Genomic DNA, 13,339 nt, shown 5'->3' with positions numbered 1-13,339 from the left:
TCGACGTTAAGGAATAACAAATGAACACCACGCGTTGGTTAGGATTGGGAATCACTCTATTAGCACCCGCTCTCTGGGTACCTGCCATGGCCATAGCCGATACCCTAGAGGCTGTTCAAGAGCGCGACAGCGTGCGCTGTGGCGTTAACGCGGCCCAGCCCGGCTTCTCATCGTTAGACGACAACGACCAGTACCGCGGCCTGGATACCGATGTGTGCCGTGCAGTGGCAGCCGCTGCGCTGGGCGATGCCAGCAAGGTCAATTTTGTGCCGTTAGATTCAGTGGAACGCTTTGCCGCGCTGCAGTCGGGTGAGGTGGACGTGCTCTCCCGCACCACCACTTGGACCTCTAGCCGCGATACCACGCTAGGGATGAACTTCACTGGCGTCAGCTATTACGACGGCCAAGCGTTTATGGTGGCCAGCGACCTCGGCGTGCAGAGCGCCAAAGAGCTGGATGGAGCGGCTGTTTGCACCCAGTCAGGCACCACCAGCGAGCTGAATCTTTCCGACTACTTCCGCATTAACAACATGACCTATGATGCGGTGGTGTTTGATTCACCTGAACAGTCGATTGCCGGGTTTGAAGCAGGCCGCTGCGATGTATTGAGCTCGGATGCCTCGCAGCTCTACGCCCAGCGCATTCAACTGGCCGACCCCAATATGGCCGTCGTGTTGCCGGAGATCATCTCCAAAGAGCCGCTAGGCCCCGCCGTGCGCCAAGGTGATGACCAGTGGTTCAACATCGTGAAGTGGTCGCTGTTTGCCATGCTGAACGCCGAAGAGCTGGGCGTTAGCCAAGCTAATGTGGATGAACGGCTAAACTCAGACAATCCAGATGTGATGCGTTTGCTCGGCCAAGATGGCGATTTTGGCGAAGCCATGGGCCTACAGTCGGACTGGGCTTACCAAATCGTCAAACAGGTGGGTAATTACGCGGATATTTATGACCGCAACGTGGGCACAGGCTCTGATTTTAAGATCGCACGAGGCTTAAATTCTCTTTGGAAAGATGGCGGTATTCAGTACGCGCCACCTATTCGCTAACCCGCTAACAAACTATGCGCCAACCAGCGCTAGCCGCTACGCACCAAAAAAGCGCAACGCGTAGCTGCTAGCGCACTTTTTTGCACCACGACCTTCGATAAATTCGCTGATTTTACGTTGAAAAGCGCTGAATTTGGCGACATATCTTTTTTGGCACCTTCCTTGCTAGCTTTTAGTGATGCATCACCATGCATAACGACATTAAATCGAGGAAGGGGAACAAACATGATGAATAAGAAACACCTGGTACTGCTGGCCTCCGCTGGTGCTATTACCCTCGCCGGTGTCGCCACCGCCCAAGCCGATACATTAGAAGATACCCGCGAGCGCGGTGCCATTCAGTGTGGCGTCAGCGACGGCTTGCCAGGTTTTTCCGCCCCGGACGATAGCGGCGAGTGGCAAGGCCTTGACGTTGACGTATGTCGCGCCGTAGCCGCTGCGGTACTGGGCGATGCAGATGCGGTTAACTACATCTCCTTGAACGCCGTTGAGCGCTTCACCGCACTGCAGTCGGGCGAAGTCGATGTCCTTTCTCGTAACACCACCTGGACCACCACCCGCGACACCACCCTGGGCCTGAACTTCACCGGCGTTAACTTTTACGACGGCCAAGGCTTCATGGTGTCTCGTGACCTCGGTATCACCAGCGCTGCTGAGCTGGACGGCGCCGCCATCTGTATCCAGTCCGGTACGACCACTGAGCTGAACCTGGCCGATTACTTCCGTGCTAACGGCATGGAATTCGATCCGATCGTTTTCGATACCTCTGAGCAGACCGTGGGTGGCTTCCAAGCTGGCCGTTGTGACGTTCTGACCTCTGACACCTCTCAGCTGGCCGCACTGCGCATTCAGCTCGATGATCCGTCTGCCGCCATGATTCTGCCCGACGTTATCTCTAAAGAGCCGCTGGGCCCGGTTGTACGCCAAGGCGACGATTTGTGGTTCAACATCGTGAAGTGGTCGCTGTTCGCCATGATCAACGGTGAAGAGTACGGCGTCACCAGCGAAAACGCTGAAGAAATGCTCAGCTCTGAGAACCCGGACGTTGCTCGCCTGCTTGGCCAAGATGGCAACTACGGTGAAGGCATGGGTCTTGAGGCCGACTGGGCTTACAACATCCTGAGCCAAGTAGGTAACTACGGTGAAAGCTTTGAGCGCAACGTAGGTATGGGTTCACCGCTGGAGATTGAGCGCGGTGTTAACGCCCTGTGGAACCAAGGCGGCTTCCAGTACGCACCGCCGATTCGCTAAGCGTCTCGCTTGACCCCGGCCCGCCACCCTTTTTGGTCATGGCGGGCCATTTGATTGACCTTCCGTATCGCGGAGACGCCACCCATGTCCGTAAGACCTAACGCTCGCCCCGTTGGCCAAAAGCCACCGTTTTGGCGAGACCGCGCCAAACGTGCGCTCATCTTCCAATGTCTGCTGATTGCCGCTGTCATCGCTTTCCTGTTCTATATCGTCGGCAACGTGCAAGACAACCTCTCCTCTCGGGGTATCACCACAGGTTTTGGTTTCCTGAGTAATACCGCCGGTTTTGGGATCGTGCAGAGTCTGATCGACTACTCCTCCCAAAGCACCTATGGCCGCACATTCTTCGTTGGCCTACTGAATACGCTTTTGGTGGGTGGATTAGGCGTTATCGCCGCCACCATCGTTGGCTTTATTGTCGGTATTTCGCGCTTATCGCCTAACTGGCTCATCGCCAAGTTAGCGGCAGCGTATATCGAGACGTTCCGGAATATCCCGCTGCTGCTGCAGATTTTCTTTTGGTATTTTGCCGTACTGCGCACCCTGCCCAGCGCCCGGGACAGCCTTGCCTTTGGTGAAGCCATTTTCCTGAACGTACGCGGGCTCTACTTTCCGCAGCCGTTGTTTGAGTCTGGTTTTGGCCTCATTCCTGTCACCTTCGTCGTCGCTATTGTTGCCAGCATTGCGCTGGTGATCTGGGCAAAACGTCGTCAGGAAGCCACCGGCAAACGCCTGCCCGCTTACTGGATCTCTTTTGTGCTGATTTTTGGCCTGCCGCTGCTGGTGATGTTTGCCACGGGCGTGCCGATTACTTGGGAAATGCCTGAACTACGCGGTTTTAACTTCCGCGGGGGCGTCACGGTGATCCCAGAGTTCTTGGCGCTATGGTTTGCGCTATCGATCTATACCGCCTCGTTTATTGCCGAAATTGTACGTTCAGGTATTCAAGCGATTTCCCATGGGCAAACCGAAGCTGCGCAAGCGCTCAGCCTGCCCCGCAACTTGGTACTTCGCTTAGTGGTGGTGCCCCAAGCACTGCGGGTGATTATTCCGCCTCTGACCAGCCAATACCTCAACTTGATTAAAAACTCATCGCTGGCAACCGCCATTGGTTACCCAGATCTCGTGTCGGTATTTGCAGGCACGACGCTGAACCAGACAGGTCAGGCTATTGAGGTCATTGCGATGACCATGGCCGTCTATCTGACCATCAGCCTGTTGGTATCCATGTTTATGAACTGGTTCAACGCCCGTGTGGCGCTGGTTGAACGCTAGGCCGATGGCGAGGAGTCACAGATGATTCATAACCAAACAATGATTGAGCAACGGCCAGCCCCGGGTAATTCAGTGGGTGCGGTGGCGTGGCTACGCGCCAATCTATTTAACGGACCCATTAACACCATCTTCACCTTAATCGGCCTATACGTGCTGTATTTGCTGGTGGTACCGACGGTGCAATGGGCATTTATTAACGCCGACTGGATCGGCACAACGCGTGACGACTGCTCCCGGGAAGGCGCTTGTTGGGTCTTCATCAACGCTCGCTTTAGCCAGTTTATTTACGGCCTGTACCCCAGCGAGGAGACCTGGCGCGCCAATATTGTGTTTGCCATGTTCTTTTCGCTGATTGCTTGGCTGGCGATACCGCGACTGCCTCTTAAGCGCTGGGTGGCTGTTTTTGCGCTGTTGGTCTTCCCGGTCATTTCGTTTGTACTGCTGCACGGCGGTTATTTCGGCCTACCCCAGGTGCCTACGCACCGCTGGGGCGGCCTGATGCTTACCCTGCTGCTAGCAACGGTTGGGATGGTGGGGGCTCTGCCGATCGGTATTGTGCTGGCCCTGGGGCGACGCTCTAACATGCCCATCGTCAAAAGCTTTTGCGTGGTGTTTATCGAGTTCTGGCGCGGCGTGCCGCTGATCACCGTGCTGTTTATGGCCTCGGTGATGCTGCCGCTGTTCCTGCCCTCCGATATGAGCGTTGACCGCTTGGTGCGCGCTTTGATCGGCTTAACGCTGTTCCAGAGCGCCTATATGGCGGAGGTCATTCGTGGCGGCTTGCAGGCGATTCCAAAAGGCCAGGAAGAGGCGGCTGCCGCGCTCGGCATGACGTATTGGAAACGCATGGGGCTGATTATCCTTCCCCAAGCGCTGAAGATGATGATTCCTGGCATCGTGAATACGTTTATCTCGCTGTTTAAAGACACCACCCTGGTCATGATTATCGGGCTCTTTGACCTTTTGGGGATCGTGCAAGCGGCACTGGCCGACTCACGCTGGCTAGGCTTCTCGTTGGAAGGCTACGTGTTTGCCGCCTTCATGTTCTGGATCTTCTGTTTCAGCATGTCGCGCTACAGCCAGTACCTAGAACGCAAGCTGCATACCGGCCACAAGCGCTAACGCCGCTTTCATTAACGATTTTTTAGCAGGATAGTGACATGACTCAAGCAGCCACCAACAACCCTGGTACCAGTACTTCTGACCTGATGGTTGAAATGCGCGGCGTGAACAAGTGGTACGGCGATTTCCACGTGCTGCGCGATATCTACCTGGAAGTAAAACGCGGCGAACGGATTGTTATTTGCGGGCCTTCAGGCTCCGGCAAATCCACCATGATCCGCTGCATTAATCACTTAGAAGAGCATCAGAAAGGCGAGATTGTGGTAGGCGGCGTACCGCTTACCCAAGACGTCAAACGCATTGAGCAGATTCGCCGCAGTGTGGGCATGGTGTTCCAGCACTTCAACCTGTTCCCTCACCTCACGGTGCTGGAGAACTGCTGTATCGCCCCGATGTGGGTGCAGAAAAAGCCCCGCAAAGAGGCCGAAGCCATGGCCATGCAGTACCTGGAGCGTGTGCGCATTGCTGAGCAGGCCAAAAAGTATCCCGGCCAGCTCTCTGGCGGCCAGCAGCAGCGCGTCGCCATTGCCCGCTCGCTGTGTATGCACCCGGACGTGATGCTATTTGACGAACCCACCTCTGCTCTTGACCCGGAAATGATCAAGGAAGTGCTGGACGTGATGGTGGAACTGGCCGAAGAAGGCATGACCATGCTCTGCGTCACCCACGAGATGGGCTTTGCCAAAACCGTGGCCGACCGCGTGATCTTTATGGACCAGGGGCAAATCATTGAAGAGAACGCGCCGGAGCCGTTCTTCAATAACCCGCAGTCTGAGCGCACCCAGCTCTTCTTGAGCCAGATTCTGGGGCATTAATTCAGCTTCCAGCGCCACATAGTGGTGAACGTGGGCCTCCAATGAGGCCCATTTTTATGTGGCCTCTACTCCACAACCACTCCACAACATCACAACCAGTGAGTCATCATGGAAAAGCTATTTATTGACCGCGCACCACAGCCCATTGCCCCGTTTTCACACGCCTGCCGCGTGGGCGATCTGGTCTTTATCACCGGCCAGATGCCCATCGTGCCGGAAACCAACGAGATGCTGCTAGGCACCTTCACCGAGCAAACCCACCGGGTAATGCAGAACCTGGCCATCGTGCTGGAAGAAGTCGGCAGTAGCTTTGAGTACGTAGTGCAGTCGCGGGTGTTCATCACCAATATGGGCCACTTCGATGAAGTGAATCAGGTCTACGCCAGCTACTTCCAACAACCGCTGCCCACCCGCACCTGCATCGGCGTGACCGGGCTTGCGGGCGGCGCGGATGTGGAAGTCGATATGATTGCCTGGATTCCTCCCAAAGAGAGCGCTTAACCGCCCACAAGCGTAATGCTGGCGGGCAGTAGCGCAGGCTGCTCCCGGTGTTGAGTCAGCGGCTTTCCCGCCAGCGCCGTGAGCAGAATTTGTAGGGGGTCGCCGTGGCTGACCACCAGCACCGTTTCACCCTCAAAGCGCTGCTCTAACGCATCCAGTGCAGCGCACATCCGTGCAGCTACCCGGCTGACCGGCTCTACCTGCCACTGGGTGTGTTCAGCGCTCTTGGCATCGAAGGCCCACACCTGCGGGTAGTGATTATCCGCCTGTCCATCCAGTTCGCCAAAGTGGCGCTCCCTTAAGCGCTCCTCTTTTTGCATGTCCAGAGCAAACGCCGTTGCTACCCTGGCGGCGGTTTGGGTGGTGCGCAAAAAGTCTGAATGTACCGCCCGCGTCGGCTCTGGCCAGCGCCACTGCGCCAGTAACTCCACTAACTGCTGCTCGCCCTGCTCTGAAAGCCCGTAATTCGTCAGACCCCGCTCAGGCGAGCTGATGATTTTTCCCTGTGCGTTGGCTTGGCTATGGCCGTGACGCATGAGGAGATAGCGGTTTCGCCAAGCATAGTTGGGTTGCAGTAAGTCCATTGTCATCTCTCAAAAAAACCGTGTTTGACCAAACATCGAACGATTGCCATGGTTAAGGGGTAACCAACGACATGGAGGACGTATGACAATGACCACCTATATCGTGGTAGCTGACGCCGCCCGCGCACGTATCTTCACCCGTGATGCGCTCAATCTCGCCGAGCAAGAGAGCTTGGTACACGCAGCCGGCAGGCTGCACGAGGGTGATTTGATAACCGACCGCAGCGGGGCCGATGTTCATGAGTCTACGTCAACATCGTCGCGCTCATCCGGTGAGGAAGGCACTGCCTCTCAGCATGAGAACGAGCTATTTGCCAAAGAGGTGGCCCAACGCCTCTACGCTGCCCGAGTAGATAACAGCCTGGAGAAGCTCATTTTAGTCGCGCCGCCTAAGTTTTTAGGGTTACTCAAAGAGAAGCTCGATAATCCCACACAAAAGCTGTTGATCCATACGCTCTCGAAAGACCTTAGCAAGGCCTCGATGGTCGATATCCAACACGCGGTCAGTGACCTGCGCTAGCACGGGCAGTTAGCACTTACTTACTATTTTCCTGATTTTTACTAAAGGCATAGACGCTCTCGCCGATACCCATCATGAACCCTGATGATCCCGAGAGCGACTATGTTTTCCTCCCTACGTTTACGTATCTTGCTAGCGGCCCTTATCGCTATTGTGTTGGCTTTAACGGTGAATGGCATTGCTAGTTACACGACTGTAAAGCATCACAATAGTGAGCAGGTGAACCGCAACCTAAGCGCTGTTGTGAATGGAAACACACAGGCCATCGATGAGTGGTTCAATGCGCGCTACACGATGTTAGCCAGTATGGAACACACTGCAGGTAGCGAGGAGCCGCTACAAGCCTTGCGTCAGTTAGCCGATTCCGGCGACTTTATGACCGCTTACATTGCTTACCCGTCTACATCAGAGGGAATTTTCTCAGACGGCTGGCAACCCCCTAGCGATTATGACCCACGCCAGCGTCCCTGGTATCAAGGCGCGGTTAATGCACAAGACACCATCATTACGGCCCCCTATGTGGATGCTCAAACGGGCGGTTTAATCGTTACCTTCGCCCGCCCCTTCTATCAAAACGGCGAACTAGCCGCTGTGGTTGGGGCCGATATTACGATTGCTGACGTTATCGATATTGTTGCCAGCATATCCCCCACACCGTCTAGCTTTGGCTTTCTAACCACCAACGATGGCACGCTGGTTGCCCATCCGGATGAGTCGCTGACGCTGGAGCCTTCAAGTGTATTAAGCGATGCGCTCACGCCTTCGGATCTCACTCGCATCGTGCAGGCAGACTCCCCACAGCCGCTAGCTCTGCAAGGCAGCAATAAACTGCTGATGGGCAGTGCTGTAGGCGGCAACAGCGGTTGGCAGTTGGTCGTCGCGTTAGACGAAGCAGAAGCCACCGCAGGCCTGCGCGCCATTGCCACCACCTCCATCGTGACCCTACTGATCGTCGCGGCCATCACCGCCGTGGTCTTTGGCATGTTGTTATCGCTGCTGCTGCGTCGCCTGCTGGGCGTACGCAACGCGATGGATAATATCGCCTCGGGCGAGGGTGATTTAACCCAGCGCTTGCCAGAAGAAGGCAACGACGAAGTGGCTCAAATTGCCAGCGCCTTCAATCGCTTCGTGGGCAAGATGGAAGAGGTATTGATCGACGTACGCACCAGCAGCGAATCGGTGCACCACGCCGCCAACGAGATTGCTATGGGTGGCCAGGACCTCTCCCGCCGTACCGATAACGCTGCGTCTAGCCTGCAGCAAACCTCGGCGTCGGTCGAAGAGATCACCAGCACCGTGCAGCACACCGCGTCCTCTGCTAAAGAGGCTAACAAGCTCTCCCATGCGGCTACCGAGGTCGCGAAAGAGGGTGGTCAGGTGGTGTCGAACGTGGTCACTACCATGGAAGAAATCTCCGACGCCTCCAACAAAATTGGCGAGATTGTCACGCTGATGAACAGCATCGCTTTTCAAACCAACCTGTTGGCGCTGAACGCCTCGGTAGAAGCAGCGCGGGCAGGCGAGCAAGGCCGAGGCTTTGCCGTTGTAGCGGATGAAGTGCGCAAACTGGCGGGCCGCAGCAGCGACGCGGCCAACGATATCCAGAAGCTGATTGAAGACTCGCAAACCAAGGTGAATAACGGCACCTTGTTGGTACGCAATGCGGGTAGCACGATGAGGGATATCGTTGACCACATCACCCGCGTAACCGACGTACTGGAAGAGATCAACGCTGCGACCAGCGAGCAAAGCGATGGCATCAAACAGGTCAATATTGCAGTGGCAGAACTGGACCGCATGACTCAAGAAAACGCCGCGATGGTCGAGGAGTCCACCACCGCCGCCGAGCAGTTGAAAGAGCAGGCGGATCACCTGACCGGGACAATCAGCAGCTTCAAACTCTCTAACGCGGCATCGCCCGCGCTGCAAGCGCCGCAGGATCGCTTACCGCGCACGTCAGAGACCTTCTAAACGTCTCGTCTGCCTCTCCTCCATGGCCGCCGCAGCGCCCGCGGTGGCGGCCATGTCATACGTTAGCCATGAATCTTTGCTCTACTGGCTAAAAGATGGCACTCGATACGCTCTTCCGCCTCTTGCTAAAACAGGACCACTTCTCATGCACTTTCGCTCCCTTCGCTCCCTCGTTTTGGCGTTGGCAGGCCCTTGCCTGCTCGCTGTGGTTGCCGCACTGGTGGTTTATAACCTAATCGCGGCCGCCCGCACCCAAGAAACCGTTGAACAGCACACCCAAACGCTCATGCAGAGCGCACTGGACGCGCGACTCAATGCCATTGCCGAGGCCGAAGGTGAACGGATTCAGCGCGAGCTGGACAAGGCCATGACGCTGGCCAGCCAGCTCGCCACCACTAACGCCCTCATGGGCGTGGAAGATGCCGAGGGCCAGCGCGCGCTCTACCTGAGCCGCCGTCAGCTCTCCAACTTGGTACGGCAAACGGTTGCCGATAACCCCGCGCTGCTGGATGCGTTCATCGGCTGGGAGCCCAATGCCTTTGGGGACGACGCCCGCTTTGCTGGCGACGAGCGCTACGGCCACGATGGCAGCGGCCGCTTCATGCCCTGGTGGTACCGCACCGGGGATGGCTCGCTCGAAGTTTTACCGCTGGGCGACACCATGGAGAGCGAAACCCGCCTGGCCAGCGGCGTGCGTGAGGGGGAGTACTACCTCTGCCCCCGCGAAACGCTTGCCCCCTGTGTGATCGACCCCGCCGCCTACGATTACGACGGCGAGACACAGCTGGTAACCTCGTTTAACGCACCGATTTTGGTGAATGGCGAATTTCGCGGCGTGGCCGGGGTCGACCTCTCGCTGAACTTCATTCAAACGCTGCTGCGCGACGCCAACGCCGCGCTGTATGACGGCGCAGGCAGGATGGCGCTGGTCGCTGGGCGCGGCGGCTTGGTGGCGGATACAAACGGCGAAGAGGCCTTGGGTCTGCCTGCCAGCAATGCGCTGAGCGATACGGCCCTGGCAGGCATTGCCGAAGCGACGACACAAGACAGCCTCTACAGCAGCATGGCCAACGGCATGTTTCAGCGCTACCAGCCGCTGACCATTGGCGATACGGAGCAGCCGTGGGTGCTGGTGCTACAGCTGCCCGAGTCCGTCGTGCTCGCCGAACTCAACGCGCTGCAGAACGTTTTGAGCGATCAGCGCCAGCAAAACACCCTGGGAATGACGCTGGTGGGGCTGCTGCTAGCAGCCATCGGCATCGCCGCTCTGTGGTGGATCGGTGGGCGTATTGCGCGTCCGCTCAAACGCTTAGCGAACAGAATGGAAGAGATCGCCTCTGGAAACGGCGATCTCACTCAGCGCCTGCCCGTGCATGGCCGCGATGAGAGCGCCGCCGTGGCCGCGCAGTTCAACGCCTTTGCCGAAAAAATTCAGGCCATTCTGCTGGACGTACGGCGCAGCAGTGAGGCCGTGAACCACGCGGCCAACGAGATCACCCAGGGCGGCCATGACCTGTCACGGCGTACCGAGCAAGCCGCTGCTAGCCTGCAAGAAACCTCGGCAGCGATGGAAGAGATCAGCAGCACCGTCAGCCACACCACCCACGCCTCCCAAGAGGCCAGCGGGCTGTCCAACACCGCCTCGCAGTTGGCTTCCCGTACCGACAAGGCGTTTGTTCAGGTGGTCTCGACCATGGATGACATCCGCGCGACCTCGGCAGAGATTCAGAGCATCGTCAGCGTGATCGACGGCATTGCCTTCCAAACCAACCTGCTGGCGCTCAACGCCTCAGTAGAAGCAGCGCGGGCTGGCGAGCACGGGCGCGGCTTTGCCGTGGTGGCCGATGAAGTGCGCAAGCTGGCCTCGCGCAGCAGCGACGCCGCCAAGGACATCCGCCAGCGCATCGATGCGTCTGCCGACAAGGTCGAAAGCGGCACGCAAATGGTACGCGACGCCGAAGCCGCCATGCACGAGCTGGCCGATAGCGTAACTCGCGTCACCCAAATGCTCGGCGATATCAGTACGGCAGCCGGTGAGCAGAACGACGGCATCAACCAAGTCAGCGTCGCGGTGACCGACCTGGATCAGATGACCCAGCAAAACGCCGCCCTGGTGCAAGAGTCCACCACCGCTGCAGAGCAGCTCAAAGACCAAGCGGACAGGCTGGCCGCGCTGGTGGGTGGCTTTACGCTAGAGGCGTCGCAGCATCAGGCTCAGGCGCTGCCAAGCCCTGAAAAGGCCAAGGTGTAACCGCTAGGGAATCGGTGGCAGCGGAATATCGTCACTGCGCTTGGCCCCGGCGGTCATTTCGCGGCAGAGCCTTAAAAACTCCCGAACGCCGGTGGTCAGGTACTTGTGGCGATGCCAGATAAAGGTGAACTGGCGCTTTAGATCCAACTCCGGCGTGGGCAGCGGCACCAAGCTGCCGCGCCGGAAGGCATCGCGCAGCGCCAGCCGCGAAACGCAGCCAATGCCCAAGCCCGACTCCACCGCGCGTTTAATGCCCTCGGTATGTTCCAGTTCCAATAGCGTATTGAACCGGCTGCGACGGTGGCGGGCGGCATGCTCCAGCGTCATACGCGTACCGGAGCCCTCCTCGCGCATGATCCAATCCTCCCGCAGCAGCTGATCCAGCTCCAAGTGCTCCCGCCCTGCCAGCGGGTGGCGCGGCGAGCAGAACACGCACAGCTCATCCTCGACCCAGGGCTGGCTGATGATCATATCGTCATCGCACTGCCCCTCAATCAGCCCTAAATCCAGCGAGTGCTGGCGCACGCCCTCGATGATATGCCGCGTATTGCGCACCGCCAGCCGCACTCGGCTGCCGGGATAGCGCTGCATAAAATCGCTGATCAGCAGCGTGGCGAGATAGTTACCGATGGTGAGCGTCGCGCCGACGTCTAACGCGCCCACGCCCTGTTGGCCCCGCAGTAGCTCCTCGACCTCCTCGGCACGGTCCAGCAGGGCCACCGCCTTGGGCAGTAGCTGGAAGCCGAGCGCGTTGAGCTTTAGCCGCTTACCAATGCGGTCAAGCAGTTGGCAGTCGAACTGGCGCTCCAGCTCGGCCAGTGCCGTGCTGGTGGCCGATTGCGACATGGCCAGCGCGCGCGCCGCCTGGGAAACGCTCTCATGCTGTGCAACGGCCACGAAGACTTCTAGCTGGCGCAGGGTGTAGTGCATGACCAAAACCTATCTGTCGAGTGATCGGCGAAAGGGCTATATCGATTTTAAAGATAAGCGTTATCAAGATAATTTGCTTAACAGATATACCACCCTTTATTTAGAATAAGCAGCAACCTATAGAGCTATTTTTTATTCTTTTTTGGAATATGGCGAGCAAGGCTTAGGCCGCGCTGCCCTTGGAGGAGTTAGCATGAGCAAGTTTGCCCTGGAAGAAGTGCTAAGCGTTCACCACTGGAACGATACCCTGTTCAGCTTCCGCACCACCCGCGAGCGCAGCCTGCGCTTCAAAACCGGCCAGTTTGTGATGATCGGCCTGGAAGTGGATGGCAAACCGCTGATGCGCGCTTACTCCATTGCTAGCCCCAACTACGAAGACCACCTTGAGTTCTTCAGCATCAAAGTGCCCGATGGCCCGCTGACCTCGCGCCTGCAGCATCTGAAAGTGGGCGACCAAATCATGGTCAGCCGCAAGCCGACCGGTACCCTGGTGTGCGACGATCTGCTGCCGGGCCGTAACCTTTACATGCTCTCTACCGGTACCGGCTTGGCGCCGTTTATGAGCCTGATTCAAGACCCGGAAGTCTACGAGCGCTTTGAGAAAGTGGTGCTGATTCACGGCGTGCGTGAAGTCTCTGAGCTGGCCTACGCCGACTTCATCACCAAAGAGCTGCCCGCCCACGAATACCTGGGCGAAGAAGTCGCCGAAAAACTGGTGTACTACCCCACCGTGACCCGTGAAGAGTTCCACACCATGGGCCGCCTGACTGACCACATTCGCAGCGGCAAGCTTTTTGAAGACACCGGCCTACCGCCGATTGACCCGCGCCAAGACCGCGCCATGATTTGCGGCAGCCCGGCGATGCTAGACGACACCAGCGCACTGCTAGACGAGCTGGGCCTGAATATCTCCCCGCGTATGGGCGAGCCGGGCGACTACGTCATCGAGCGTGCGTTCGTCGAGAAGTAAGTGCTGTTTGAATGGTGAATGGGTGAATGGGTGAATGGGTGAATGGGTGAATGGGTGAATAGAAAATCGTCGCCTGTTCACCATCGCCTTATGCACAAAGCCC

At 57.6% G+C, this 13,339-nt stretch carries 12 protein-coding genes; 10 read left to right on the top strand and 2 right to left on the bottom strand.

The features are described from left to right. Positions 1 to 20: 20 nt before the first annotated feature. The 6 genes from R0J87_RS00690 to R0J87_RS00665 all read left to right on the top strand — a co-directional run bounded on the left by R0J87_RS00690 (position 21) and on the right by R0J87_RS00665 (position 6,010). Complete coding sequence (locus tag R0J87_RS00690) at positions 21 to 1,046, top strand: amino acid ABC transporter substrate-binding protein (protein WP_498883657.1); 1,026 nt, start codon at positions 21 to 23, stop codon at positions 1,044 to 1,046. A gap of 225 nt (positions 1,047 to 1,271) precedes the next feature. Then, on the top strand, positions 1,272 to 2,297 hold the full coding sequence (locus tag R0J87_RS00685) for an amino acid ABC transporter substrate-binding protein (RefSeq protein WP_498883655.1): 1,026 nt from the start codon (positions 1,272 to 1,274) through the stop codon (positions 2,295 to 2,297). Positions 2,298 to 2,381: 84 nt separating this feature from the next. Further along, the gene (locus R0J87_RS00680; protein WP_498883653.1) at positions 2,382 to 3,572 is read left to right on the top strand and encodes an amino acid ABC transporter permease; all 1,191 of its coding nucleotides are present in this window, start codon (positions 2,382 to 2,384) and stop codon (positions 3,570 to 3,572) included. A 21-nt stretch (positions 3,573 to 3,593) separates the two neighbouring features. Beyond that, a complete protein-coding gene (locus R0J87_RS00675) occupies positions 3,594 to 4,694 on the top strand; it encodes an amino acid ABC transporter permease (RefSeq protein WP_498883651.1) in 1,101 nt (366 codons plus the stop codon). 86 nt (positions 4,695 to 4,780) lie between these two features. Continuing rightward, on the top strand, positions 4,781 to 5,509 hold the full coding sequence (locus tag R0J87_RS00670; RefSeq protein WP_054640785.1) for an amino acid ABC transporter ATP-binding protein: 729 nt from the start codon (positions 4,781 to 4,783) through the stop codon (positions 5,507 to 5,509). A 108-nt stretch (positions 5,510 to 5,617) separates the two neighbouring features. After that, complete coding sequence (locus R0J87_RS00665) at positions 5,618 to 6,010, top strand: RidA family protein (protein ID WP_498883649.1); 393 nt, start codon at positions 5,618 to 5,620, stop codon at positions 6,008 to 6,010. Here R0J87_RS00665 and R0J87_RS00660 read toward each other — a convergent pair. Further along, positions 6,007 to 6,594 (bottom strand): histidine phosphatase family protein, encoded by a 588-nt coding sequence (locus tag R0J87_RS00660; protein ID WP_498883647.1) that lies wholly within the window; start codon positions 6,592 to 6,594, stop codon positions 6,007 to 6,009. The two genes, R0J87_RS00665 and R0J87_RS00660, sit on opposite strands and share 4 nt — an antisense overlap. A gap of 88 nt (positions 6,595 to 6,682) precedes the next feature. Between R0J87_RS00660 and R0J87_RS00655 the strand changes: the two genes are divergently transcribed. The 3 genes from R0J87_RS00655 to R0J87_RS00645 all read left to right on the top strand — a co-directional run bounded on the left by R0J87_RS00655 (position 6,683) and on the right by R0J87_RS00645 (position 11,336). Next, positions 6,683 to 7,114, top strand: coding sequence for a host attachment protein (locus R0J87_RS00655; RefSeq protein ID WP_498883790.1), 432 nt, complete (start codon positions 6,683 to 6,685; stop codon positions 7,112 to 7,114). A gap of 102 nt (positions 7,115 to 7,216) precedes the next feature. Next, positions 7,217 to 9,085, top strand: coding sequence for a methyl-accepting chemotaxis protein (locus R0J87_RS00650; RefSeq protein ID WP_498883646.1), 1,869 nt, complete (start codon positions 7,217 to 7,219; stop codon positions 9,083 to 9,085). A gap of 145 nt (positions 9,086 to 9,230) precedes the next feature. Continuing rightward, a complete protein-coding gene (locus tag R0J87_RS00645; protein WP_498883644.1) occupies positions 9,231 to 11,336 on the top strand; it encodes a methyl-accepting chemotaxis protein in 2,106 nt (701 codons plus the stop codon). A 3-nt stretch (positions 11,337 to 11,339) separates the two neighbouring features. On the opposite strand, the gene R0J87_RS00640 is transcribed toward R0J87_RS00645, so the two are convergent. Next, the gene (locus R0J87_RS00640; RefSeq protein WP_058579768.1) at positions 11,340 to 12,266 is read right to left on the bottom strand and encodes a LysR family transcriptional regulator; all 927 of its coding nucleotides are present in this window, start codon (positions 12,264 to 12,266) and stop codon (positions 11,340 to 11,342) included. A gap of 193 nt (positions 12,267 to 12,459) precedes the next feature. On the opposite strand from R0J87_RS00640, the gene R0J87_RS00635 reads away from it, so the two are divergent. Then, positions 12,460 to 13,236 (top strand): ferredoxin--NADP reductase, encoded by a 777-nt coding sequence (locus R0J87_RS00635; protein WP_399844467.1) that lies wholly within the window; start codon positions 12,460 to 12,462, stop codon positions 13,234 to 13,236. Positions 13,237 to 13,339: the final 103 nt, after the last annotated feature.

Origin of the sequence: Halomonas sp. SIMBA_159, assembly GCF_046536035.1 — a bacterium.
Classification (GTDB): Bacteria; Pseudomonadota; Gammaproteobacteria; order Pseudomonadales; family Halomonadaceae; genus Vreelandella; species Vreelandella venusta_A.
Note: the sequence above shows the minus strand (reverse complement) of the source record. Positions and strands in the feature narration are given on the sequence as shown.

What these genes read in the sequence shown, in the direction of transcription:
- R0J87_RS00690 (WP_498883657.1), top strand. Translation starts at nt 21, where the DNA reads ATGAACACCACGCGTTGGTTAGGATTGGGAATCACTCTATTAGCACCC.
- R0J87_RS00680 (WP_498883653.1), top strand. Translation starts at nt 2,382, where the DNA reads ATGTCCGTAAGACCTAACGCTCGCCCCGTTGGCCAAAAGCCACCGTTT.
- R0J87_RS00685 (WP_498883655.1), top strand. Translation starts at nt 1,272, where the DNA reads ATGATGAATAAGAAACACCTGGTACTGCTGGCCTCCGCTGGTGCTATT.
- R0J87_RS00650 (WP_498883646.1), top strand. Translation starts at nt 7,217, where the DNA reads ATGTTTTCCTCCCTACGTTTACGTATCTTGCTAGCGGCCCTTATCGCT.
- R0J87_RS00665 (WP_498883649.1), top strand. Translation starts at nt 5,618, where the DNA reads ATGGAAAAGCTATTTATTGACCGCGCACCACAGCCCATTGCCCCGTTT.
- R0J87_RS00640 (WP_058579768.1), bottom strand. Translation starts at nt 12,266, where the DNA reads ATGCACTACACCCTGCGCCAGCTAGAAGTCTTCGTGGCCGTTGCACAG.
- R0J87_RS00660 (WP_498883647.1), bottom strand. Translation starts at nt 6,594, where the DNA reads ATGGACTTACTGCAACCCAACTATGCTTGGCGAAACCGCTATCTCCTC.
- R0J87_RS00655 (WP_498883790.1), top strand. Translation starts at nt 6,683, where the DNA reads ATGACCACCTATATCGTGGTAGCTGACGCCGCCCGCGCACGTATCTTC.
- R0J87_RS00635 (WP_399844467.1), top strand. Translation starts at nt 12,460, where the DNA reads ATGAGCAAGTTTGCCCTGGAAGAAGTGCTAAGCGTTCACCACTGGAAC.
- R0J87_RS00670 (WP_054640785.1), top strand. Translation starts at nt 4,781, where the DNA reads ATGGTTGAAATGCGCGGCGTGAACAAGTGGTACGGCGATTTCCACGTG.
- R0J87_RS00645 (WP_498883644.1), top strand. Translation starts at nt 9,231, where the DNA reads ATGCACTTTCGCTCCCTTCGCTCCCTCGTTTTGGCGTTGGCAGGCCCT.
- R0J87_RS00675 (WP_498883651.1), top strand. Translation starts at nt 3,594, where the DNA reads ATGATTCATAACCAAACAATGATTGAGCAACGGCCAGCCCCGGGTAAT.